Source organism: Ruegeria sp. AL1 (assembly GCF_056540905.1).
The window spans coordinates 148,434-170,644 of the sequence record NZ_JBQFXP010000005.1 but is presented as its reverse complement, the minus strand read 5'-3'; the positions used below and the strand labels follow the sequence as shown (position 1 = coordinate 170,644).

Here is a 22,211-nt window from a genome sequence, read left to right as displayed (position 1 = left end):
GAAGAAGCCATGCAGATATACCTCCCGATTGCCGAAGTCTCTGTGAACGCCTTTCTGTTGTTTGGGCTGGGGGGCATGGTCGGTATTTTGTCCGGGATGTTCGGGGTCGGTGGCGGGTTTCTGATGACGCCACTACTGTTCTTCATTGGAATCCCGCCAGCTGTCGCCGTTGCAACCGAAGCCAACCAGATCGTGGCCTCATCCTTTTCCGGAGTGCTGGCGCATTTCCGGCGCCGAACGGTGGATCTGAAAATGGGGACGGTGTTACTGATCGGAGGTCTGGCCGGGGCGGCATTGGGTGTGGTTGTGTTCAACTACCTCAAAAGCCTTGGGCAGGTCGATCTGCTGGTAAAGCTTTGTTATGTCGTGTTTTTGGGCGTCATAGGCAGCCTGATGTTCGTCGAAAGCGTCAATGCGCTGCGCAAGTCCCGCAAGGGAACAACACCCGCCAAACGCCGTCAACGCACCTGGGTTCATTCGATGCCGTTCAAAATGCGGTTCCGAACCTCGGGCCTTTATATCTCGGTCATCCCTCCGCTGGTGGTCGGGCTGTTCGTCGGCGTTTTGTCCGCCATCATGGGCGTGGGCGGCGGCTTCATCATGGTGCCCGCGATGATCTATCTGCTGGGGATGCCAACCAAGGTGGTGGTTGGCACCTCACTGTTCCAGATCATTTTCGTGACCGCTTTCACAACGATGCTGCACGCCACCACGAACTATACGGTCGACGTGGTGCTCGCCGTTCTTCTGCTGGTGGGCGGCGTTGTCGGCGCACAGATCGGCACCGTAATCGGCGCACGCATGCCGGCCGAGCAGCTGCGCGTTCTGCTGGCTGCGCTGGTGCTGGTGGTATGCGGCAAGCTGGGTCTGGACCTTTTGCTGCAACCCAGCGAACTCTATTCGCTTGGCGACGCGGGGGGGCACTAGAATGCTGCGCCTGATCGCCGCTTTTTGCCTGTTGACCCTGCCCGCCTTTGCAGCGGACGAGCAGGTTGTGCTGGGTCTCAGCCAGGACCGAGTATCTATCACCGCAAACTTTGACGGGTCCGAGATTTTGATCTTCGGCGCGGTCAAACGCGAGGCTCCGATCCCCGAAGGCCCCCCGCTTGAGGTGATCGTCTCGGTTGTGGGCCCGTCCGAGCCGGTGACAGTCCGCCGCAAAGAGCGTCGATTTGGCATCTGGGTCAACACCGACAGCATTCTGGTTGATCTTGCCCCCAGCTTCTACGCGGTAGCGACAAGTGCGCCCTGGGACGACGTTCTGACCAACACCGAAGATCTGCGCCACAGCGTATCCATCGATCAGGCAGTTCGCCTGGTCGGTGCCGACATGAACGTGCGGGACGCTCAGGATTTCGCCAAGGCGGTGGTGCGCATTCGCGAGGCCGAAGGGCTGTATTCGGTGCGCGAAAACACCGTGGCCGTGGATGAACAAACCCTGTTCCGCACCTCGATCGACATGCCCGCGGATCTGACCGAAGGCGATTATTCGGCCCGGATTTTCCTGACCCGGGGCGGTCTGGTGGTCTCGCAGTTCGAAACCACCATAGATGTACGCAAAGTCGGGTTAGAGCGTTTCCTGTACAACATGTCGCGTCAGCAACCTGTCTGGTACGGCCTGATGTCGCTGGTCATCGCAGTTGCCGCCGGTTGGGGCGCATCGACAGCCTTCCGCCTGCTGCGCGAGAACTGAACGGACCCGCGTCGCGGTGAAGACCGCCTCGGTCTGGTTCAATCGGGTCTAATTCTGTTCGGCTTCCAGCGTCAAAGACGGCGCAGCCACCGCTTTCAGATCATCCACGCGCAACGGATGGCTTGGCTTGGACAACCGGTTGCGCACGACCCAGATCAAACGCTCCTGTGCGCGGGTGATGGCGACATAGGCCAGACGTTTCCACAGCGGCTGCCCGGCCTCGGTCCGGCCCATTCGGGCAGCGGCGTAAATGTCTGGCGCAAACACCTGTACCGTGTCCCATTGTGACCCCTGCGCCTTGTGTATCGTCACCGCCGCGCCATGCAGAAACGTGGCCCCCATACGGGCCGCATAGGGGATAAACGGTTCTTCTTCGTCGGGCTTTTCGATCTGAACGATAGAGGCCGCACTGACCTGGGGGTCCTCGGCCCCCATGACATGCAGTCTTGAGAACCCCGGCTTGCGACCCGGCCCAAGATAGACCACCTGCGCGCCTTTGATCAGCCCGCGCGCCTCAAGGTCCAGACGTTTTTTGCGGTGTTTGAGCGGCAGTTCGATCCCGTCGCAAATCAACGGCTCGCCTTCCAGCAACTCGGTATCGGGGGCGTTGTGGACATTCCGAAAGGCCTGAATCAGGCGAATGCGCGTGGCATTGCGCCAAACCAGAACGGGGCTACGGGCCATCAGGTCGACCTCGACCCGCTGACCCCAGACAACACGGTCATCGCGACGCGCTGTGTCTTCGACCAGCCGTTCAAAATCCTCAAAGCCCATGGCCGGGTCGGACAACGCATGGGCCAGATCCAGAATGGGATTGTCTGCTGTCTGACGATGGACGCGATGCAGGATCAGCTTGCGCGGTTCGGGCAGGCTGTCAAATACCATCGACCCGGACTGGTTGACCGGCGCCAACTGAGCCGGGTCGCCAAACAGCAGCAGAGTCGGGAAAATCTCTTTCAGGTCTTCATATTGGCGATCATCCAGCATCGAGGCTTCATCGACAAAGCCAATATCCAATGGCTCTTCCCGCCGCTTCCAGCCCGTGATGAAATCCGAGCCACGCAGGCCCGCAGCAGCCAAAGCACCCGGAATTGATTTGTTGTTGGCATAAAACGCGGCGGCGCGATCCAGCGCCTCATCCGTCAGCCCCTCAATCTCGGGGCGCTCATCATTACCCGCAAGCCACTCCGCGATCCGCTCATACTCCGGATCGTAGACCGGGGTATAAAGGATGCGGTGGATCGTCGTCGCCGGTACGCCGCGCAGACGCAGGACGCTTGCCGCCTTGTTCGTTGGTGCCAGGATGGCAAGACTGCGTTTGTCTCGCGACTTTCGGCTTTCGAAATCACCAGAAATCAGGTTCACGCCGGTCTCGGCCAAGGCCTTGTAAAGCTCGGCCAACAAAAGCGTTTTGCCCGACCCCGCCTTGCCGATCACGGCCATGACACCCGATTGCCCATTGCCGGGCAATTTCAGCAGGGCATCGTCTTCAAGGTCAACACCGGCGCTGCGCAGCATCTCGGCGATACTGTCGAAAGCGGCGGCCTGATCTTCCGAGAAAGTAATTTGGGGCAACGACATGGCGCGACCCTACAGGGACGCGCCAGCGGCCACCAGATGCCGAATTCGTTTTCCCGGCTCTCAGGCGGACAATGCGAACCGATGTTGTCGGGTTGCCCCGAAAGCGGTGGTAAACCACAAACGGGACAGGTGGCGCGGAATACCAGCGCGCTCTGCCACTCGGGTGCAATCGTCGGCAGAATAGGGCCACAACCCAACCGAGATCTGATCCCGCCCAGTGCCTTCCGAACCCAGGACAACCGGAGAAGACCCGATCAGACGGTAGATCCGGATCATACGCGCATCAAACACACCCGCGATGTGGGTCAGACCAAATCCCTCCATCATCTCACCGGCGCTCAACATGATTGCGCCAGCGGTGTGCGGGCTCGCGGTCCGAGAAAGGCAAAAGCGTGTCACTTCCCAAATCAACGGGCTGCAAATCGGCTGACCGCCAGTCAAATGACCAAAGATATCATTCACCATGACCGGCCCAGTCGTCGGCAGAACCCGCATCGAGCCACCATGGCTGCCATCCGCTTCTTCCCAGATCACATAAAGAGGGTTCAGTTCGTCATACTGATCTCTCTCTTCCCCCTTGGCGTTCACATGAACATCCCAACCAAGTCGGGTTTTAAACTGATCCGCCCGGTCGTGAAACATCCCCTCGGCCAGAGTTGGAAAATTGTGCAACTCATCAGCGTAAAGATAACGCAACATGTCTTCGTCCCCTTGTCGTCCATATCTGGAACAAAGGGGGTACAAAGACGTGGTTAATTATCGGTGAGACCACCGTGCGGTCGTTAAACTACTATTAAACCTCGGCTGAGTGCCGTAGCGATGGCATGAGTCGTATTAAGCGCACCAAGCTTGGACCGCGCGCTTTCGATATAGGCCCGCAGCGTGTGTTCCGAGATCGACAGGGAGTGCGCGACCTGTGCGCGGCTATAGCCCAGCGCCAACAGCGTCATCACGTCAATCTCGCGCGGGGACAGGGCACGTCCGGTTTCCGGCTGGCGGTCGCGGGCAAATTCCAGGGCCTTTCGGTTGGTGTAATGGGCAATCAGGATCAGATCGCGGTTGCAAGAGGAAATAAAATGACACCAGGCGTCATCATCACAGGTGTGGTTTATAGTAAAAAGTGCAAACTGACCGCTTGGGCCGCGCAACGGGATCGAATAGCCCTGATTGCCGACCCCGTGGTCCTGAGCATCCTGCAAGAACGCTTTGACGGCTTTCCCCGACCAGTTCAGCTGTTTCCAATCAACGGGATGATATCGCTGGAAGCAGCCCAGAATGACCGGATCAATCCTGTGGTAGTTACGCTCCTGATAGCGTTCGACCCAATGATCAGGATAAGTGGAAAAGCCGTAATGCTCGCCCGCGCTTTCCACCCAGTGATAGATGATGTGGTCAATGTCCAGAAGGTCACGCAGACGAAGCGCAACCCTGGTCAGTTCGTCAAGCGTGGTGGTGCTTTCCAAATCCCCGAGGATTTGTTCCAGGTTGTATTTTAGTCCCATTCGCAGGCGCGCGTGCCTCATTCTGCGTGGACGCGATCTCGGCCGCTGCGATCAGCCGGGTATCATCCAACTGTTCGGCAAGGGCACCCAACCCGTTCGCCGCAGCAAACGCCTTGAGGTCTGACAAAACGTCCAAAATCCACTCATTTTGCGCCATCAGGGTGTCCCCGAAATAGTTAACGAAGGGTTAACACAACCATAACATGTATATACTATTGTGGCATATTCGCTGCTTTCTACTCCCCAAAAATAGCGGGTCAAAAATATGTAAGATCTTGTAATCAAACAACTTGAATCGCGAATGCCAAAACACCCGCCGACAATGTCATCTCTGCGGGTGCCATTGTTGAAATCAACCTTACGTTACTGGCCTGCGTCCAGAACTTCTTCCAAAGTCCGCATACCGGTGCGCGGGGCCTGAACCAGAACCGACATGTTGCCGGGCTTATGCTCGTTCCGCATCATTTTCATATGCGCCTCAGGCAAGTCTTTCCAAGTGAAGACCTCGGACATGCAGGGATCAAGCCGACGCTCGACCATCAACTGGTTCGCGGCCGAAGCCTGTTTCAGATGGGCGAAATGCGACCCCTGCAAGCGTTTCTGATGCATCCACATATAGCGCACATCGAAGGTCAGGTTATAGCCGGTGGTCCCGGCGCAAATCACAACCATGCCGCCCTTTTTCACCACGAAGGTCGAAACCGGAAAGGTGCTCTCGCCGGGATGTTCAAACACCATATCGACGTTGACGCCCTTGCCGGTGATGTCCCAGATGGCCTTGCCGAATTTACGGGCCTCTTTGAACCATTCGGCGTATTCAGGGGTGTTCACTGTGGGCAATTGACCCCAGCAGTTGAAGTCCTTGCGGTTCAGAACGCCCTTTGCGCCCAGCCCCATGACAAAGTCGCGCTTGCTTTCGTCCGAGATCACGCCAATCGCGTTCGCGCCTGCGGTGTTGATCAGCTGGATCGCATAAGAGCCCAGACCCCCCGAAGCCCCCCAGACCAGAACATTCTGGCCGGGTTTCAAATCATGCGGTTCATGTCCGAACAGCATCCGGTATGCGGTGGCCAGCGTCAGCGTGTAACAAGCGCTTTCCTCCCAGGACAGATGCTTGGGGCGTGGCATCAGCTGCTGCGCCTGTACGTTGGTGAACTGCGCGAAGGACCCATCCGGCGTTTCATAGCCCCAGATCCGTTGGCTGTCGGAATACATCGGGTCGCCACCATTGCAGGCCTCGTCGTCGCCGTCGTCCTGGTTGCAGTGGATCACAACCTCGTCGCCAACCTTCCAGCGGCGCACCTTGTCGCCCACGGCCCAGACGATGCCCGACGCGTCCGACCCCGCAATGTGGAAAGGCTGACCATGGCCGTCAAACGGGCTGATCGGCTTGCCCAACGACGCCCAGACGCCGTTGTAATTTACGCCCGCGGCCATCACCAGAACGAGCACCTCGTGACTGTCCAGCTTGGGCACATCGACCACTTCCAGCTGCATGGCAGTGTTCGGCTCGCCATGGCGTTCTTTGCGGATCGCCCACGCGTACATTTTCTTGGGCACATACCCCATCGGAGGAATTTCACCCATCTCATAGAGGTCTTTTTCCGGCGCGTCGTAAGACGCGATACCGCTTTCGGTGTCCAGAGCCATATTGGCCTCCTTTGCTCCAATCGTTCGCCGCGATGCAGAATCGCTTGCCTTACAGGATGAGATATTGGGCCTGAAGAAATAATGCAATATATTTTGATGCTATTTTGTAATTTTATGACCCAGCAGTTGCAGAAATTTACTTCGCCACCGCAGCATCTGCCTGACCAGCGCTCAATGGCGCTGAAGCCGCGTAAAAGGCCAGCAGATCAACCCTCTGACCCGATTGAGATATTACTCCGTCGACCTGTTTGAGAATCCCCCGCTGCACCAGTTGATCCAGGGCGTCGGTGATAGCCTTGTCATCGGGTTCAGCCGCGAGCCCATCGCGCCGCATCATTTCAGCGACCATCCTGCGGACTTCATCTTCCAGCAATTCCCCATGGTTCTGGATCAACCAGCAAATCGCCGGAACGGGTACTAGCGGAATTGCGTCCCGGATGCGGGACATCAACGATCGCGCCAGATCGGTCATAACGTCCCGCTTATGCGTCGCACGAAATGACTTCAGCGAAATCGGCGCGCCATATCGGACCGAAGCGAGCCCAAAACGCTGGTAGCGCCCGATCAGGCGACGCCCGATCTGTTTCAGTATCCATATCGTGATCACGCCGATCCTGGCTCGGAATCTCCGATCATTGCCCAGTGCTGCCTTGGTCAGAATCGTATCTTCCAACACCCTGTCGTAATTGAGGGCGACAGGAACAAATACCACATCCTTCCCGTCAGATTCAGTGCCATCGATGATGTATTTCAGAAGCCCAAGCTTGGGCCGTCCCAGTGCGCCGCTCAGGCTTAGGCCGCCTTCCGGGAACATGGCCTGGGTGACCCCGGCCTCGGTCGCATGCCGCACATAGCAAGACAGCACCTGACGGTACAGTTCATTGCCCGATCTTCGCCGAATGAAATAGGCCCCCATGGCCCGGATCAAACGGCTGAGCGGCCAGACCCGCGCCCATTCCCCCACCGCATATGACAGCGCAGATTGCTGCGCGGCCAGATAGGTCACCAGCACGTAGTCCATATTGCTGCGGTGGTTCATCACGAAAACGACGGTCGCGTCAGGGTCTATGTTTTTTAAAGCCTCTTCATCACGATAGCTGAGGCGCACATCATAAAAGGCGTTGCTCAGCATTCGGGCCAGACGGATGGCAATGCTGAAATAGGCCACCGCAGAAAACGACGGAACGATCTCGCGCGCATATCGACGGGCGGATTCGAACGCGACCGCCTCAGGCACCCGCTCTTCTCGCGCCGTGTTCTGCACGGCCCGCCCCACCTGAGGGTCGTAGATCAACCGTTGGATCATATCGTGTCGTCGGGCCAGTTTGAACGGCTGGATCGGGCGCTGCAGCCGCGTGTTCAGCCGCTTGACCGCACGCTCAAGTCTGCGGCGAAAGAACCAACGCACCGATGGAAACAGGAAATGCGAGGCCAGAGTGACCGCGGCAAACACCAGGATCAGCAAAAACAGCCAAAGCGGAAGTTCCACGGTTTGAGTCATTCCGGCACCCTGCCAGCAAACGCGACCTCCTACAATCAGAAGAACATCAAATGCCGCGACGCAGCGAATTGACATATCCCGAAAATTGCGCTTTAGAACTTCTTGACGAAATATTCTTACTCAAGCTCGACATGAGGCCCACTATGACGCAGACGCAGAAAGATCGCCCCTGGCTTATCCGTACCTACGCTGGTCATTCGACGGCACATGCGTCGAACGCATTATATCGGGGCAATCTGGCCAAAGGGCAGACGGGTCTGTCCGTGGCATTCGATTTGCCAACACAGACCGGCTATGACAGCGACCATACGCTGGCGCGCGGAGAAGTTGGTAAAGTCGGCGTACCGATCAGCCATCTGGGCGATATGCGGGTGCTGTTCGATCAGATTCCGCTGGAGCAGATGAACACCTCGATGACGATCAATGCCACGGCACCGTGGTTGCTGGCCCTTTATATTGCCGTCGCGGAAGAGCAAGGCGCCGATGTGGCCGCGTTGCAGGGCACGGTTCAGAACGATCTGATCAAGGAATATCTGAGCCGCGGAACTTATGTCTGCCCGCCGAAACCGTCACTCAAGATGATCGCGGATGTGGCCGAGTATTGCTATACCAACGTACCAAAATGGAACCCGATGAACGTGTGTTCCTATCACCTGCAAGAGGCTGGTGCGACGCCCGAACAGGAACTGGCCTATGCGTTGGCCACAGCCATCGCAGTTCTGGATGAACTGCGCCCCCGCGTCCCGGCCGAGGATTTTCCGGCGCTGTGCGGGCGCATCTCGTTCTTCGTGAATGCGGGAATTCGCTTTGTCACTGAAATGTGCAAAATGCGCGCCTTTGTGGATCTTTGGGATGAAATCCTGCAACAACGCTATGATGTCGAGAACCCTAAGTTCCGCCGATTCCGTTATGGCGTTCAGGTGAATTCGCTGGGACTGACCGAACAGCAGCCCGAAAATAACGTCTACCGCATTCTGATCGAGATGCTGGCTGTGACCCTGTCCAAAAAAGCCCGCGCCCGTGCCGTTCAACTGCCCGCTTGGAACGAGGCGCTGGGGCTGCCGCGCCCATGGGATCAACAATGGTCCATGCGGATGCAGCAAATTCTGGCGTACGAGACTGACCTGCTGGAATATGAAGACTTGTTTGACGGCAATCCCGCCGTGGACAGAAAGGTCGAAGAGTTGAAGACGGGCGCCCGGGCCGAATTGGCCAACCTGGAGTCGATGGGCGGTGCGGTTGCCTCGATCGAATATATGAAATCCCGTCTGGTCGATTCCAATGCGGACAGACTGAACAGGATCGAACGGAACGAGACCGTTGTTGTCGGCGTGAACAAATGGACAGAAGGCGAGCCTTCACCTCTTCAGACCGAAGATGGCGGCATCATGGTCGTCGATCCGGCGGTCGAACAAGAGCAGATCGACCGTCTGAACAATTGGCGGGCTGAGCGGGACAATGCGGCGGTCGAAACCGCACTGGCCGCATTGCATGACGCCGCACAGAGTGGTGCGAATGTGATGGAACCTTCGATTGCAGCCGCCAAGGCCGGTGTCACCACCGGGGAATGGGCCGAGGTGATGCGCAAAGTATATGGCACATATCGCGGCCCGACCGGAGTTTCGGGCTCTGTCTCGAACAAAACCGAAGGGCTGGACGATTTGCGGGCCGCTGTGGATGCGGTCAGCGACAAGCTGGGCCGCCGCCTAAAGTTCCTGGTTGGCAAGCCGGGTCTCGATGGGCACTCCAACGGTGCCGAGCAGATCGCCTTCCGTGCCCGCGATTGCGGTATGGATATCAGCTATGAAGGTATCCGTCTGACACCGGAAGAAATCGTCAGCGCCGCAGTGGAAGACAAGGCCCATGTGATCGGGTTATCGATTCTGTCTGGCAGTCATATTCCTCTGGTGCAGGATGTCATGACGCGCCTGAACGAGGCGGGGTTGCATGACGTTCCGGTCATTGTGGGCGGCATCATTCCCGACGATGACGCATCAAGATTGAAGGCCATGGGTGTTGCGAAAGTTTATACACCCAAGAATTTCGAACTAAACACGATCATGGGCGATATCGTTACAATCGTTGATCCAAAAAACATGGCTGCCGAATAAACGGCGCATTGTTCCGGGTTTTCAGAACTATCTCTTTTGGAAAGGGGATAGATCATTTCACCTTTTAGAATTACGGTGCGAAATTACATCCACTCGTAACCGTTTTTGGAGGAGAATGATGGGGATCAATCTTGAGAACATGTCGCGCAAAGAATTGCTGGAATTGCGCGGGCAAATTGAAAAAGCCTTAAAGCGCGCTGAAAAACGCGAAAGACAGGAAGCCTTGAAAGCCGCCGAAAAGGCCGCGGCCGAGTTCGGCTTTTCCCTTTCGGATTTGGCCAGCGATGCGCCGCGCGTCGTTAAAGGCCCAAAATCGAATGCAAAATACCGCAACCCTGCGAATGAAGCCCAAACCTGGACAGGCCGTGGGCGCAAACCGCAGTGGGTTCACGACGCCTTGAAATCGGGTGCCGATATTTCTGAATTGGAAATCTGAATGGAAATAGTCTCAAAATGACAATCCATATTGGTGCCGAAAAAGGTGAAATAGCCGAAACCGTTCTTTTGCCCGGTGATCCGTATCGCGCGAAATGGGCTGCGGACACGTTTTTACAGGACGTCCGGCAAATCAATAACGTGCGCGGTATGCTTGGATTCACTGGAAACTGGCAGGGGAATCCGGTCACTATTCAGGGTAGCGGAATGGGAATGCCGTCCCTGTCCATTTACGTCAACGAACTGATCCGCGATTATGGGGCCAAGACCCTGATCCGCATCGGGTCTTGCGGCGGCATGCAGGACAGCGTGAGTCTGCGCGATGTCATTCTGGCGATGACATCGACCACACTCAGCACGCCATCACGTGGCATCATGAAAGAGCTCAATTTCGCGCCCTGTGCGGATTGGGGCCTTCTGCAAGCCGCCGCTAACGCGGCTCGGGCAAAGGGAACGGTGACACATGTCGGCGGCATCTATTCCTCTGACGTGTTTTACGACGAACGCCCTGATCTGAACGAACAGATGGTGCGCCACGGCATCCTCGGCGTCGAGATGGAAGCGGCCGAGCTTTACATCCTCGCCGCGCGGCACCAATGCCGGGCTCTGGCCGTTCTGACGGTATCTGACCACTTGCTGACCGGCGAGGCTCTGCCCTCGTCTGACCGCGAGCAGAGCTTTGGCGACATGGTTGAGATCGCACTGGAAGCCGCGTTTACAAAGACCGACTGATCAGCGCCCATGCGTTCGGTCATAACCATTGCGCGGAGGGCTCTCCCAGCCCTTCAATGCCGCCTCGGCCGGGGCAAAAACCTCGACCAACAGCGGATAGCAAGCTGCGGTATCGGAAGAATGTTCAGCAGAACAATCCCCACCCGGACAGGCACTCAGATTGCCGAGCAAGTCGATTTCGGCAAAGAATTCAAGGTAATCCCCCGGGCGCACGGGCGAGGCTTTCATGAAATACTGCCCGGTATCCCGGGTGAAGCCCGTGCACATGAAGACGTTCAGGACGTCATGCACGGCTGGCTCGGCCTCGGTCATTGAGATACCCAGATGATCCGAAAGCGCACGCGTCAGGTTGGAATGGCAGCAATGATGATACTGTGTCCCTGACAGCAGGTTACCGGTATAGGGATCGCACCGCGTCCCGATCACATCGTGGACCGAACCCCCGAAGTCATCAATCCCGTACCATCCCAGAGTGTCGGCAACAATGGTGGCCATTGGGCGCAAATGCGGAAAGCTGGACCACATATGCTCGCCCCTGGACAGGTGCGTGCCGTGCAGGGCGCGGGATTTGCCGGAATAGAACCGTTCAGACAAATCGTGAAGGTTCCAGAGGTTCAGATCCCCCACTTGCGGCCCCTCGACCGACGTGATCCGAAAGAAATGCCCTGCGGGCACTTCGAAACACCGCGCGTCGCGCGGCGGAACCAGCACTTCGTCAGTTTTGTTCCCGCCGTCGCGCACGGACCCGAGCCATTTTAAGTCGGGCTTGGGCAAAGCATTGTTTGGATAGCAGATGACCGGCGTGATAGCGCGGCGATCATCGGCATCTTTGGGCGGTATGGCGGCACGTTCAAAGTCTGTCATGCCTGTGAAACTGGCGCAGAAACTGGCGCGAGGAAACCCCTGATCGTCAGAGGTGTCAGCTTTGCCTCCTCTGACAGTGTTGTGGCTGCGCCTCAGATGTCACAACAGCACCGCAGAAATTACACTGCCACTGGCCTTCCTTGCGGTGCTGCCGCCACCGACAATCCCGCGTCAAAGAAGACGTGCGCGAGCGCCAGAACAGATAGGCGAAGACCCCGGCAGCAAGTAAAAGTAGAAGGACAGGCATCCCTCTGCTTTGCGCAACACTCAGCTCTTGGCAAGGGGTAGATCACGCCGCATTTGCATATTCAAACAGCTCAGGGGTGCGGTCACATACCAGTTCAATCGGTTCCGGCGCGTAGTAGGCCCAGGCTTGTTCCAGAAGTTCCAACGCCTTTCTTGCGTCGGTTTTCTTAGTGTCCGTGCTCATCGGAGTGATCCTTCACGATTTCATCACTCCTCCCTGCCTGAACCATATCTCCTGGGAGGCGTACAGGCATCCCCTGATTTTGCAGATGTGTCATGCACTTGCCGCAATTCGGCAAGTGCTACGTAATCCGTCTTATACGGCGCGCTCGACCATCATCTTCTTGATTTCGGCAATTGCCTTGGCCGGGTTCAGACCCTTTGGACAGGTCTTGGCGCAGTTCATGATGGTGTGGCAGCGATAGAGCTTGAACGGATCTTCAAGCTCATCCAACCGCTCACCCGTCGCCTCATCCCGGCTGTCGATGATCCAGCGATAGGCGTGCAACAACGCGGCGGGGCCAAGGTAGCGGTCGCCGTTCCACCAATAGCTGGGACACGAGGTCGAACAGCTGGCGCACATCACGCATTCATACAAACCATCCAGTTTGCGGCGGTCTTCGATGGACTGCTTCCACTCTTTTGCCGGTCGGTTTGTCTTGGTTTCCAGCCACGGCATGATGCTGGCGTGTTGCGCATAGAAATGGGTCAGGTCCGGAATCAGGTCCTTGACCACCGGCATATGCGGCAGCGGATAGATTTTCACGTCGCCCTTGATCTCATCCATGCCATAGATACAGGCCAGCGTGTTGATCCCGTCGATATTCATCGCACAAGACCCACAGATTCCTTCGCGGCAGGACCGGCGGAAGGTCAGCGTTGGATCGATCTCGTTCTTGATCTTGATCAGCGCATCCAGAACCATTGGCCCGCAGGTATCCATGTCTACAAAATAGGTATCCACACGCGGGTTCTGCCCGTCATCCGGATTCCAGCGGTAGATCTGGAATTTCCGCACATTGGTCGCGCCGTCCGGCTTGGGCCACGTTTTGCCCGTCGTGATGCGCGAATTCTTGGGGAGGGTCAGTTGTACCATAAGTTCCTCTCCTTAGAACGTCCGCGCCTTGGGCGCGATTTTTTTCAGGCTGATGCCGCCTTCGTCTTCGGTGGTCAGCGGATCAACGATAACCGGGCGATAGCTGAGGTCCACTTTGTTGCCCTCAACCCGGCTGACCGTATGCACGCGCCAGTTTTCATCGTCGCGTTCACTGAAATCCTCATGCGCATGCGCGCCGCGCGATTCCTTGCGCGCCTCGGCCCCGACAATGGTGGCCAGAGCGCTTGGCATCAGGTTGGTCAACTCCAGCGTTTCCATCAGGTCGCTGTTCCAGACCAGACTGCGGTCTGACACTTTCAGGTCATCCATCTTGGCTGCAATCGCGGTCATTTTCTCGACCCCTTCCGCCATCGTCTTGGCGGTGCGGAAGACGGCGGCGTCCTCCTGCATGGTGCGCTGCATTTCCAGCCGCAGATCGGCGGTCGGGACCGCGCCGCTGGCGTTGCGCACGTCGTCAAACCGATCAAACGCCTTGTCGACCGACGTCTGGTTCAGCACCGGGTTTGGTGACTCTGCATCGACTACCTTGCCGGCCCGGATCGCCGCCGCACGGCCAAAGACCACAAGGTCGATCAGCGAGTTCGAACCCAACCGGTTCGCCCCGTGGACCGAGGCGCAACCGGCTTCACCCACGGCCATCAGGCCGGGCACAACAGCGGTCGGGTTGTCGGCGGTCGGGTTCAGAACCTCACCCCAATAGTTGGTCGGAATGCCGCCCATGTTGTAGTGAACCGTCGGCAGAACCGGGATCGGTTCCTTGGTGACATCCACACCTGCAAACACGCGGGCCGATTCCGAAATCCCCGGCAGACGTTCTGCCAGCGCCTCGGCAGGCAGGTGGCTGAGGTTCAGGTGGATATGGTCGCCGTTTTCGCCGTGGCCGCGACCCTCGCGAATTTCCATGGTCATCGAGCGCGAGACATAGTCGCGCGGCGCGAGATCCTTGTACTGAGGCGCATACCGCTCCATGAAGCGCTCACCTTCCGAGTTGGTCAGGTACCCGCCCTCACCGCGTGCGCCTTCTGTGATCAGGCAGCCTGATCCGTAAATGCCGGTGGGGTGGAACTGAACAAACTCCATATCCTGCAGCGCCAGACCCGCGCGGGCCACCATGCCGCCGCCATCGCCGGTGCAGGTATGGGCCGATGTGGCGCTGAAATAGGCGCGGCCATAACCGCCGGTCGCCAGCACCACCATCTTGGCGTTGAACACATGCATGGTGCCGTCGTCCAGCTTCCAGCAGACGACACCCTGACATTGCCCATCGTCGGACATGATCAGGTCGATGGCGAAGTATTCGATATAGAATTCGGCGTTGTTCTTGAGGCTTTGGCCATAAAGCGTGTGCAGGATCGCGTGCCCGGTCCGGTCTGCGGCAGCGCAGGTCCGCTGTACCGCAGGGCCTTCTCCAAATTCGGTGGTGTGGCCCCCAAAGGGGCGCTGATAGATTTTACCTTCTTCGGTTCGGCTGAACGGAACGCCGTAATGCTCCAGCTCATACACGGCCTTGGGAGCCTCGCGCGCCAGATACTCCATCGCGTCCGTGTCGCCCAACCAGTCTGAGCCCTTGACGGTGTCATACATATGCCACTGCCAATGGTCGGGGCCCATATTCGACAGCGACGCGGCGATCCCGCCCTGCGCCGCCACGGTATGAGATCGGGTCGGGAACACCTTGGTCACACAGGCCGTGCGCAGGCCTTGTTCCGCCATACCCAGCGTGGCGCGCAGGCCGGCCCCACCGGCTCCGACAACGACCACGTCATATTCATGCGTTTCGTATTCGTATGCAGCCATTTCTTTTCAGCTCCGGGAATTAAAGGGCAATGCGCGCGATGGCGAACAGGCCAGCGGCAGCCGCACCGTAGGACAGGCAGGTGGTGAGGATAATCAGCACTTTTTCGGTCGTGCCATGGGCATAATCCTCAAGCATCACCTGCGCGCCTTCGGCGAAGTGTTTCATGCTGACGACCAATGTCAGCGCAGCCACGATGGCCGGGAAGGGACGCGCGTAATAGTCCAGAACCACGTCATAGGGTTGCCCCAGGACCGGGCCAAATGTGAAGATAAACAGAGGAACAAGGATCAGCAAAGCCACCGAGCTGACCTTCATCCGCCAGAAATGGGCCGTCCCCGCCTTGGCCGATCCAAGGCCAGTGGCCCGTTTGCGGTCTGTCAGATAACGCATATCAGGCCCCCTTACGCGACGATCAGCAAAGTAAGCAGGGTCAGCACGACCGAGCCGATGACAACCGCCCAACCCAGCTTCATCGCTGTGGGCAGGTCCAGTCCAACCGCGTTGTCCCAGATCAGGTGCCGGACGCCGGCCAGCGTGTGATACCAAAGCCCCCAAAGCGACAGTGCCATCACCAAATCGCCCAGAACCGAGGTCAGCCACCAGTTTGCGCGCTCGAACGCTTCGGGCGACGTCGCTGCCGCCAGGAACCACCAGACGATCAGCAGGGCCGCCACGATCATGGCATTCCCGGTGATGCGTGTCAGGATGGATGTGACCGACGTCAGCTGAGGTCGATAAATCGACAAATGCGGCGAAAGCGGGCGGTTGCCCCGATTTACATCGGCCATGGCGGCTCCTTTTCGGTTGGCTACCGAACGTTTTACTGGTTTTTGCGACACTGTCACGCGCTGCAGGTGCAAAAAGCGTTAAATCCGGTGGAAAAAGGCGGATAAAACCGCTTCGTGATCACACAAAATAATCTCGTGATCACAAAATGAATTCAGCCCAGTCAATGTTAGCGTTTTCAATGCCGAAGCTATGTGATCACGAATCTTTCAGCGGCCTTGATTCACCCCCGCCGTCTGCTGCGTCACTTCGCGCAGCAGTTTTTTGCGGATACGCTCGGGGTAATCCGCGAATCCGGCGGCAGAGACGACAAAGGCCCCTTCGCCCACGATGACATTTTCAAAGAAATAGGCGGTCAGATCGGGTTCGCTTTCCTCAATGGCGATTGCGTTCACTGTCACACCGCGGTCGCGCAGCTTGGGGTGCAGCTCAACCGGTTCGACCCCTTCGTTTGAAATCCCGTCGCCCGACAGATCAATCAGGTGCCGTTTGCAGCCGGCCACCGCGTCGAAATGGGCGATGGTCATCTCAAGCGCCTCGCCTATTGCCGTCGAAAAATTGCGCCAGACGCGCGGGTCGGCGGCCACCTGTTCGGCAAATCCGTTCAGGGCGGCGAAACTGTCGATCCGGGTCCAGGGGATGGTCACCCTCTGGCGGGAACTGCCGGTCCATTGCACCAGCATCAGACGCGCCTGCCCGCGCACAAGTGCTTCTGATACGATCGGATCGCGCAACCCGGCAGCAAGGCCATCCATCTGAATACGGTATTCTTCGGAATCCACCGAGCCGGACACATCCACTGCCAAAGCCAAGGCCAGATCACAGGCATAAGCCTGCGAGGCCAGACCGAGACCGGCAAGGAGCGCGCTCAATTTCATCATGAGGCGAAGGTAGCACGGATTTTCCGGCGTGCGATCACTTCAATGTCAGCGCCGTTACATCGGCATCAAAGCCCAGTAATCCAGATCCAGAAAAACACCCGGCAGATATTTACCGTCTTCGTTGCGCAGATCAAAAGGGGCTCCACCCTTTGTCGCCACCAGCCGCAATCGGATGGCGCCCACTCCCGGAACGGCTGTTTCGGCCTTGTCCAGAACCTCGGACCAGGCCTTGATCGTGTCGCCTGCGAAACAGGGATTGGCATGAGCGCCACCGTTCAGGCCAACGATCATCTGCGCATTCGCCAGACCATTGAACGACAAGGCCCGAGCCATTGAGATCACGTGGCCGCCATAGATCAGCCGCCCCTCGGGACGGAAGGTCAGGTCGAAATGCACTTTCGCGGTGTTCTGCCAGAGGCGCGTGGCCAGCATATGCTCGGCTTCTTCCACCGTTACGCCATCGACATGGTCGATGGTTTCACCAATCGCATAGTCGCCCCAGCGATGCGGTTCGCCAGCCTGTGTGAAATCATATTTGGAGAAATCCAGGCCCTGCGGCACTGCCAGATCGCCAGCATCCAGTGCCTGTTTAAGCGTGGGCACCACCGTCTCGGGCGCAGGTGCATCAAGGTTGGCTTTGCGCACCATCACCCAGCGCACATATTCGATAACCACCTCATCGCGCTGGTTCAGGCCGCGGGTGCGGACCCAGACCACGCCAGTCTTGCCGTTTGAATTCTGCTTGAGGCCGATCACCTGAGATTCCGACCGCAAGGTGTCGCCGGGATAGACCGGTTGCAGCCAGCGCCCCTCGGCATAGCCCAGATTGGCAACCGCGTTCAGTGAGATATCGGGGACCGTTTTGCCAAACACCACATGAAACGCCGCCAGATCATCCAGCGGGCTTTTCGGCAGGCCGCAGTTCCGGGCGAACTCGTCCGAGGAATACAGCGCATGGCGTGCGGGATAGAGCGCATGATACAGCGCGCGTTCCCCATCCGTCACCGTGCGGGGGACCGCGTGATGCAGGACCTGCCCGACGGAATAATCCTCAAAAAAGTTACCCGGATTGGTTTTGACCATTATTGCTGTCCCAATTTCATGTCGGGGGAATAGTCAGCCTCAACCTCTTTGGTTACGGCCTGCGCACAACGCATAACGTTGTTGGCTGCGTCAAAAGCGTAGGACGGATCGCCATACAGCTCCCACCCTTTGGCCAATGCGTCCGAGACCTTGTGGCAAAAGGCGGATGTGTCTTCCTCGGTCAGGATACGGTAGAGTTTTGCCATTTCGCGTTCCTCAAGATCCGAACGGAGACGGGCCGACCAACCCGTGAATATAGCCAATCACGCCCAGCAGCACGATTGACGCCACAAAGAACATCGCGTCCTTGCCATAGGTTCCGGGTTCCGCGGGTGTCCAGTCGGGTTCGGATTTGTTGATCACGATGACCTCGACAACCGCCCAGGCCAGCAGGCCGCCGAACAGGATGATCGAGGCCAGGTCGCCATTCACCAGCAGATGCGCAAACGCCCACAGCTTGAACCCGCCCAGCATCGGATGGCGCAGCTTGTTCAACAGCCGACCTTTTGTGCCAGCCGGGCTCATCAGGAAGATGGCGATCAGGACCAGAAGGTTGTTGACGTGAATCAGAAAGGTCGGCGGCGCCCAGACATAGATGAAATCGGTCATGCGATAGCCGAAGATCATCAATAGAATTGCCGCAACCAGCGCCAGCGCCACCGCGCCCTTGCCGCCGTCGCCCATCGCCGCGCGCTGCGCTGGCATCAGACGTTTGAACAGATGGGCGGCCGCCCACAGCGCCACCCCTAGGATCAGAAGAACAAAGCCCATGCTGGCCTACCCCGCTTGCAATGCTGAAATTGCTTCGGCTTTTGCCAGAGTTTCCCGGGCAGATGCAACGTGCAGGTTTTCCACAATCTTGCCATCGACCACGGCAACGCCCTGCCCCTGCGCTTCGGTTTCTTCAAAGGCGGCGATCTGACGGCGCGCCAGATCAATCTCGATCTCGGACGGAGCAAAGGCCGCATTGGCAATTTCGACTTGCGCCGGATGGATCAGCGTTTTGCCGTCAAAGCCCATATCCCGGCCCTGCGCACATTCGGCGGACAGACCATCCGTATCTTTGAAAGCGTTATAAACCCCATCCACGATGATCAGCCCTTCGGCCTTTGCGGCCAGCAGGCACAGACCCAGAGAGGTCATCATCGGCAGGCGATCCGGGCGAAAGCGGGTCTGAAGCTCTTTAGCCAGATCATTGGTGCCCATCACAAACCCTGCCATCTGCGGGTGGGCAGCAATTTCAGCCGCATTTAACATCCCGCGCGAGGTTTCCATCATGGCCCAGATCGGCAAATCTCCGGTAATCGCGGCCAACGCATCGACATCAGCGGCCGAGTTTACCTTGGGCAGAAGCACCGCATCAGCGCCCATCTCGCGCACCGCCTCGGCATCGGCGCGGCCCCATGCGGTGTCCAGACCGTTGATCCGGACAATTTTGAACCGCGAGCCGTACCCGCCCGCGGCCAAAGCCGCTTTCAGCGTTCCGCGCGCGTTGTCCTTTTCCTCCGCTGCAACCGCATCCTCAAGGTCAAAGATGATCGCATCCACCGGCAAGTTTCGCGCCTTGTCCAGCGCCCGGTCGCGCGAGCCGGGGATATACAGAACAGAACGAAAGGGGCGCTGACGGTGGTCCATTGGCTTCTCCGCAGGAAATAAAGTTGCGCAGAATGGGGCATTTTTTGCCGGAAAGTTCAAGAGCAAATTTGCCGCATTGCAGCATAGCGCGCGCAACGCCCTGCCCCTTAACCGAATCTCGGGCACCAGCAGGCAGGCTTTGCGTCAGAGGGAATGGAAAGGATCACCCATGAGGAAGACGATTTTAAAGATGACAATCGGGCTGGGCATCATGGTTCTGGCCGCGCAGCAGGTCAACGCCCGAACCTGCGCACCGCGTCAGGACATCATCGATCGATTGGCCGAGACCTATGGCGAAACGCGTCGTGGCCTTGGCATTGCCCGACAGGGTGCGGTGATGGAGATCTTTGCCTCGGATCAAAGCGGCAGCTGGACCATCACCGTAACGCTGCCCGACGGGATGACTTGTCTGGTGGCCACCGGTCAGGCCTTTGAGGCATTGGCCGAGGCGCTGCCCCCCAATACCTAAGTCAGCGCATCCCAGATCAGTTTGCTGCCAGTCAGAGTCAGCAAGACATAGGCGATGCCAAAAAACAGGCGCTCGGACAGCATGAAATGCGCCCGAACGCCCAGCCAGGCCCCCAGAACCGCGAAAGGGGCCAGCAACAGGTCCGCCAGCGCCGTGTGCCATGTAAACAGGCCCAGATAGGCATAGGGGACAAACTTGGCGAAGTTGATCACCCAGAACACCAAGACAGTTGTGGCCTGAAACTCGGTTTTCGGCAGGCGCTGCGACAACAGATAAACGGCGGCCGGCGGGCCGCCCGCGTGGCTAACGAAGCTGGTGAACCCCGCGACCAGCCCGGCAAACAACCCGGCGGACGGGGGCAGCCGATTGGCGAATCCGCGAATCCAGCCCTTTGACCGGGCGGAGTGCCAGATTACGAAGCCGACGGATATGCAGCCGATCAGCAGCCGCAACAGGTCGTCATTGGTCACTCGATAGAGCCACGCGCCCAATGCAACGCCGGGCACCGCGCCCAGCATCAGCAGGCGCGAATCCGGCCAGCTCCACCGTTTCCAATAGGGTTTCAGAGTGGCCACATCAATCACCATCAGGATCGGCAACATCAACGCCAAGGCCTGCCCCGGTGTCAGGATCAATGCCAGAATCGATGACGACGCAAAGGCCACGCCCGAGCCGAACCCGCCCTTGGAAATCCCCGCAAAGATCACCGCGGGGATCGCCACAGCAAAAAACATCAGGTTCAGTTCGAACATGCGGCATCCCTTAAATACGCGTGTCTCGCAGGCGGTTTAGCGCAATCGGCTGGGGCCGCGCAAACGGTATGCGGTTGTATGCCACGTCGCGTGAGACTTGCACAGCGACGCTTTTGCGACTAGCACATCCGCGATTTCAAAACCCATCGGAGATATTCCAAATGGCCAGACCCAAGATCGCGCTGATCGGCGCAGGTCAGATCGGCGGCACGCTCGCCCACCTCGCAGCAATGAAAGAACTGGGCGACGTTGTCCTGTTTGACATCGCCGAAGGCACCCCCGAAGGCAAGGCCCTGGACATCGCGGAATCCGGCCCCTCGGAAGGGTTTGACGCCAAGCTGAAGGGTACCCAGTCTTATGCGGATATCGCAGGCGCGGACGTCTGCATCGTCACCGCTGGTGTCCCCCGCAAACCGGGCATGAGCCGCGACGACCTGCTGGGCATCAACCTGAAGGTCATGAAGTCGGTCGGCGAAGGCATCGCCGCGAATGCTCCGGATGCATTCGTCATCTGCATCACCAACCCGCTGGACGCGATGGTCTGGGCCCTGCGTGAATTCTCGGGCCTGCCGCATAACAAGGTCTGCGGCATGGCGGGCGTTCTGGACTCGGGCCGGTTCGCACATTTCCTGTCGGAAGAATTCGACGTCTCGATGCGCGACGTCACCGCCTTTGTTCTGGGCGGCCACGGCGACACCATGGTGCCGTCGGTGCGTTATTCGACCGTTGCCGGTATCCCGCTGCCCGATCTGGTTGAGATGGGCTGGACCACGCAGGACAAACTGGACGCCATCGTGCAGCGCACCCGTGACGGCGGAGCTGAGATTGTCGGCTTGCTGAAAACCGGCTCGGCTTTCTATGCGCCTGCCACCTCGGCGATCGAAATGGCCGAAGCCTACCTGAAAGACCAGAAACGCGTCCTGCCCTGTGCGGCTTATTGCGATGGTGAGCTGGGTGTTGAAGGCATGTATGTCGGTGTGCCCACCGTGATCGGCGCTGGCGGCATCGAGCGCATCGTCAACATCAAGCTCAACGAAGAAGAGCAAGCTGGTTTCGACAACTCGGTCAACGCTGTGAAAGGCCTGATCGAAGCCTGCAAGGGCATCGACAGCTCGCTGGCATAAGGTCTGGAATTCCAGACCAAAGGGTTGAATGCGCGTCTTCGGGCGCGCATTTTTGTTCAATGTTTGAGTTCTTTAGATCTACGATATTTCTGCTTGCAATACCTGTTCTTTGTGTGGGTTTGATTGGCACAACCCAATCCATGAACACGCTCAAATGGGCACGTTCAGTCCTGAAAGGCTATCTCATACTTTGCGTTCCCGTCGGAATATTGGGAACTATCTTCATGATGTTCGCGATCGTGACGGCCTTG

At 58.1% G+C, this 22,211-nt stretch carries 24 protein-coding genes; 7 read left to right on the top strand and 17 right to left on the bottom strand.

The genetic code is table 11. The features are described 5' to 3' along the window. The first annotated feature begins 9 nt into the window (after positions 1-9). Together ACRZ9X_RS09995 and ACRZ9X_RS09990 are read left to right on the top strand one after the other, a co-directional pair. Positions 10-927 carry a sulfite exporter TauE/SafE family protein gene (locus tag ACRZ9X_RS09995; protein WP_480518327.1) on the top strand — a complete coding sequence of 306 codons (918 nt, stop codon included), beginning with the start codon at positions 10-12 and terminating at the stop codon, positions 925-927. A 1-nt stretch (position 928) separates the two neighbouring features. Next, on the top strand, positions 929-1,693 hold the full coding sequence (locus ACRZ9X_RS09990; RefSeq protein WP_480518325.1) for a TIGR02186 family protein: 765 nt from the start codon (positions 929-931) through the stop codon (positions 1,691-1,693). Between the two features lie 48 nt (positions 1,694-1,741). On the opposite strand, the gene ACRZ9X_RS09985 is transcribed toward ACRZ9X_RS09990, so the two are convergent. From ACRZ9X_RS09985 to ACRZ9X_RS09965, 5 genes are all read right to left on the bottom strand, one after another. Then, on the bottom strand, positions 1,742-3,274 hold the full coding sequence (locus ACRZ9X_RS09985) for an ATP-dependent DNA helicase (protein WP_480518323.1): 1,533 nt from the start codon (positions 3,272-3,274) through the stop codon (positions 1,742-1,744). Between the two features lie 60 nt (positions 3,275-3,334). Continuing rightward, positions 3,335-3,973, bottom strand: a complete 639-nt coding sequence (locus ACRZ9X_RS09980) for an acyl-homoserine-lactone synthase (protein WP_480518321.1) — start codon at positions 3,971-3,973, stop codon at positions 3,335-3,337. An 83-nt stretch (positions 3,974-4,056) separates the two neighbouring features. Further along, positions 4,057-4,776, bottom strand: coding sequence for a helix-turn-helix transcriptional regulator (locus tag ACRZ9X_RS09975; protein ID WP_480518319.1), 720 nt, complete (start codon positions 4,774-4,776; stop codon positions 4,057-4,059). Between the two features lie 363 nt (positions 4,777-5,139). After that, positions 5,140-6,426, bottom strand: coding sequence for a crotonyl-CoA carboxylase/reductase (ccrA, locus tag ACRZ9X_RS09970; protein WP_480518317.1), 1,287 nt, complete (start codon positions 6,424-6,426; stop codon positions 5,140-5,142). A 136-nt stretch (positions 6,427-6,562) separates the two neighbouring features. Next, on the bottom strand, positions 6,563-7,927 hold the full coding sequence (locus ACRZ9X_RS09965) for a 1-acyl-sn-glycerol-3-phosphate acyltransferase (protein ID WP_480518315.1): 1,365 nt from the start codon (positions 7,925-7,927) through the stop codon (positions 6,563-6,565). Positions 7,928-8,070: 143 nt separating this feature from the next. On the opposite strand from ACRZ9X_RS09965, the gene ACRZ9X_RS09960 reads away from it, so the two are divergent. From ACRZ9X_RS09960 to deoD, 3 genes are all read left to right on the top strand, one after another. Then, a complete protein-coding gene (locus tag ACRZ9X_RS09960) occupies positions 8,071-10,038 on the top strand; it encodes a methylmalonyl-CoA mutase family protein (RefSeq protein WP_480518313.1) in 1,968 nt (655 codons plus the stop codon). 118 nt (positions 10,039-10,156) lie between these two features. Continuing rightward, positions 10,157-10,474, top strand: a complete 318-nt coding sequence (locus tag ACRZ9X_RS09955) for an H-NS histone family protein (RefSeq protein ID WP_480518639.1) — start codon at positions 10,157-10,159, stop codon at positions 10,472-10,474. Between the two features lie 17 nt (positions 10,475-10,491). Further along, entirely contained in the window at positions 10,492-11,205 is a 714-nt protein-coding gene (deoD, locus tag ACRZ9X_RS09950; protein WP_480518311.1) for a purine-nucleoside phosphorylase, read from the top strand. On the opposite strand, the gene ACRZ9X_RS09945 is transcribed toward deoD, so the two are convergent. The 11 genes from ACRZ9X_RS09945 to ACRZ9X_RS09895 all read right to left on the bottom strand — a co-directional run bounded on the left by ACRZ9X_RS09945 (position 11,206) and on the right by ACRZ9X_RS09895 (position 19,615). After that, positions 11,206-12,069 (bottom strand): urea carboxylase-associated family protein, encoded by an 864-nt coding sequence (locus ACRZ9X_RS09945; protein WP_480518309.1) that lies wholly within the window; start codon positions 12,067-12,069, stop codon positions 11,206-11,208. A gap of 289 nt (positions 12,070-12,358) precedes the next feature. Then, positions 12,359-12,499: a hypothetical protein gene (locus ACRZ9X_RS09940; RefSeq protein WP_480518307.1), complete on the bottom strand. Its 141-nt coding sequence runs from the start codon at positions 12,497-12,499 to the stop codon at positions 12,359-12,361. A 132-nt stretch (positions 12,500-12,631) separates the two neighbouring features. Continuing rightward, on the bottom strand, positions 12,632-13,411 hold the full coding sequence (locus tag ACRZ9X_RS09935; RefSeq protein ID WP_480518305.1) for a succinate dehydrogenase iron-sulfur subunit: 780 nt from the start codon (positions 13,409-13,411) through the stop codon (positions 12,632-12,634). A gap of 12 nt (positions 13,412-13,423) precedes the next feature. Further along, on the bottom strand, positions 13,424-15,229 hold the full coding sequence (sdhA, locus tag ACRZ9X_RS09930; protein WP_480518303.1) for a succinate dehydrogenase flavoprotein subunit: 1,806 nt from the start codon (positions 15,227-15,229) through the stop codon (positions 13,424-13,426). A gap of 19 nt (positions 15,230-15,248) precedes the next feature. Then, a complete protein-coding gene (gene sdhD, locus ACRZ9X_RS09925; RefSeq protein WP_480518301.1) occupies positions 15,249-15,620 on the bottom strand; it encodes a succinate dehydrogenase, hydrophobic membrane anchor protein in 372 nt (123 codons plus the stop codon). Positions 15,621-15,631: 11 nt separating this feature from the next. Next, positions 15,632-16,018 carry a succinate dehydrogenase, cytochrome b556 subunit gene (gene sdhC / locus ACRZ9X_RS09920; RefSeq protein ID WP_480518299.1) on the bottom strand — a complete coding sequence of 129 codons (387 nt, stop codon included), beginning with the start codon at positions 16,016-16,018 and terminating at the stop codon, positions 15,632-15,634. 207 nt (positions 16,019-16,225) lie between these two features. Next, positions 16,226-16,894 (bottom strand): DUF1194 domain-containing protein, encoded by a 669-nt coding sequence (locus ACRZ9X_RS09915; protein ID WP_480518637.1) that lies wholly within the window; start codon positions 16,892-16,894, stop codon positions 16,226-16,228. A gap of 57 nt (positions 16,895-16,951) precedes the next feature. After that, positions 16,952-17,980: a MaoC family dehydratase gene (locus ACRZ9X_RS09910; protein WP_480518297.1), complete on the bottom strand. Its 1,029-nt coding sequence runs from the start codon at positions 17,978-17,980 to the stop codon at positions 16,952-16,954. Beyond that, the gene (locus ACRZ9X_RS09905; protein WP_480518295.1) at positions 17,980-18,186 is read right to left on the bottom strand and encodes a DUF1737 domain-containing protein; all 207 of its coding nucleotides are present in this window, start codon (positions 18,184-18,186) and stop codon (positions 17,980-17,982) included. Before ACRZ9X_RS09905 ends, ACRZ9X_RS09910 begins: the two co-directional genes overlap by 1 nt. A 10-nt stretch (positions 18,187-18,196) precedes the next feature. Beyond that, entirely contained in the window at positions 18,197-18,751 is a 555-nt protein-coding gene (locus ACRZ9X_RS09900) for an NnrU family protein (RefSeq protein ID WP_480518293.1), read from the bottom strand. Positions 18,752-18,757: 6 nt separating this feature from the next. After that, the gene (locus tag ACRZ9X_RS09895; RefSeq protein WP_480518291.1) at positions 18,758-19,615 is read right to left on the bottom strand and encodes an HpcH/HpaI aldolase/citrate lyase family protein; all 858 of its coding nucleotides are present in this window, start codon (positions 19,613-19,615) and stop codon (positions 18,758-18,760) included. Between the two features lie 169 nt (positions 19,616-19,784). Between ACRZ9X_RS09895 and ACRZ9X_RS09890 the strand changes: the two genes are divergently transcribed. Continuing rightward, a complete protein-coding gene (locus ACRZ9X_RS09890; RefSeq protein WP_480518289.1) occupies positions 19,785-20,084 on the top strand; it encodes a hypothetical protein in 300 nt (99 codons plus the stop codon). Here ACRZ9X_RS09890 and ACRZ9X_RS09885 read toward each other — a convergent pair. Next, the gene (locus tag ACRZ9X_RS09885) at positions 20,081-20,836 is read right to left on the bottom strand and encodes a sulfite exporter TauE/SafE family protein (RefSeq protein ID WP_480518287.1); all 756 of its coding nucleotides are present in this window, start codon (positions 20,834-20,836) and stop codon (positions 20,081-20,083) included. The two genes, ACRZ9X_RS09890 and ACRZ9X_RS09885, sit on opposite strands and share 4 nt — an antisense overlap. Positions 20,837-20,997: 161 nt before the next feature. Between ACRZ9X_RS09885 and mdh the strand changes: the two genes are divergently transcribed. Beyond that, positions 20,998-21,960, top strand: coding sequence for a malate dehydrogenase (gene mdh, locus ACRZ9X_RS09880; RefSeq protein ID WP_480518285.1), 963 nt, complete (start codon positions 20,998-21,000; stop codon positions 21,958-21,960). The last annotated feature ends 251 nt before the right edge of the window (positions 21,961-22,211 follow it).

Coding starts and splice junctions, on each gene's coding strand:
- ACRZ9X_RS09995 (WP_480518327.1), top strand. CDS start 10: ATGCAGATATACCTCCCGATTGCCGAAGTCTCTGTGAACGCCTTTCTG.
- ACRZ9X_RS09990 (WP_480518325.1), top strand. CDS start 929: ATGCTGCGCCTGATCGCCGCTTTTTGCCTGTTGACCCTGCCCGCCTTT.
- ACRZ9X_RS09985 (WP_480518323.1), bottom strand. CDS start 3,274: ATGTCGTTGCCCCAAATTACTTTCTCGGAAGATCAGGCCGCCGCTTTC.
- ACRZ9X_RS09980 (WP_480518321.1), bottom strand. CDS start 3,973: ATGTTGCGTTATCTTTACGCTGATGAGTTGCACAATTTTCCAACTCTG.
- ACRZ9X_RS09975 (WP_480518319.1), bottom strand. CDS start 4,776: ATGGGACTAAAATACAACCTGGAACAAATCCTCGGGGATTTGGAAAGC.
- ccrA (WP_480518317.1), bottom strand. CDS start 6,426: ATGGCTCTGGACACCGAAAGCGGTATCGCGTCTTACGACGCGCCGGAA.
- ACRZ9X_RS09965 (WP_480518315.1), bottom strand. CDS start 7,927: ATGACTCAAACCGTGGAACTTCCGCTTTGGCTGTTTTTGCTGATCCTG.
- ACRZ9X_RS09960 (WP_480518313.1), top strand. CDS start 8,071: ATGACGCAGACGCAGAAAGATCGCCCCTGGCTTATCCGTACCTACGCT.
- ACRZ9X_RS09955 (WP_480518639.1), top strand. CDS start 10,157: ATGGGGATCAATCTTGAGAACATGTCGCGCAAAGAATTGCTGGAATTG.
- deoD (WP_480518311.1), top strand. CDS start 10,492: ATGACAATCCATATTGGTGCCGAAAAAGGTGAAATAGCCGAAACCGTT.
- ACRZ9X_RS09945 (WP_480518309.1), bottom strand. CDS start 12,069: ATGACAGACTTTGAACGTGCCGCCATACCGCCCAAAGATGCCGATGAT.
- ACRZ9X_RS09940 (WP_480518307.1), bottom strand. CDS start 12,499: ATGAGCACGGACACTAAGAAAACCGACGCAAGAAAGGCGTTGGAACTT.
- ACRZ9X_RS09935 (WP_480518305.1), bottom strand. CDS start 13,411: ATGGTACAACTGACCCTCCCCAAGAATTCGCGCATCACGACGGGCAAA.
- sdhA (WP_480518303.1), bottom strand. CDS start 15,229: ATGGCTGCATACGAATACGAAACGCATGAATATGACGTGGTCGTTGTC.
- sdhD (WP_480518301.1), bottom strand. CDS start 15,620: ATGCGTTATCTGACAGACCGCAAACGGGCCACTGGCCTTGGATCGGCC.
- sdhC (WP_480518299.1), bottom strand. CDS start 16,018: ATGGCCGATGTAAATCGGGGCAACCGCCCGCTTTCGCCGCATTTGTCG.
- ACRZ9X_RS09915 (WP_480518637.1), bottom strand. CDS start 16,894: ATGAAATTGAGCGCGCTCCTTGCCGGTCTCGGTCTGGCCTCGCAGGCT.
- ACRZ9X_RS09910 (WP_480518297.1), bottom strand. CDS start 17,980: ATGGTCAAAACCAATCCGGGTAACTTTTTTGAGGATTATTCCGTCGGG.
- ACRZ9X_RS09905 (WP_480518295.1), bottom strand. CDS start 18,186: ATGGCAAAACTCTACCGTATCCTGACCGAGGAAGACACATCCGCCTTT.
- ACRZ9X_RS09900 (WP_480518293.1), bottom strand. CDS start 18,751: ATGGGCTTTGTTCTTCTGATCCTAGGGGTGGCGCTGTGGGCGGCCGCC.
- ACRZ9X_RS09895 (WP_480518291.1), bottom strand. CDS start 19,615: ATGGACCACCGTCAGCGCCCCTTTCGTTCTGTTCTGTATATCCCCGGC.
- ACRZ9X_RS09890 (WP_480518289.1), top strand. CDS start 19,785: ATGAGGAAGACGATTTTAAAGATGACAATCGGGCTGGGCATCATGGTT.
- ACRZ9X_RS09885 (WP_480518287.1), bottom strand. CDS start 20,836: ATGTTCGAACTGAACCTGATGTTTTTTGCTGTGGCGATCCCCGCGGTG.
- mdh (WP_480518285.1), top strand. CDS start 20,998: ATGGCCAGACCCAAGATCGCGCTGATCGGCGCAGGTCAGATCGGCGGC.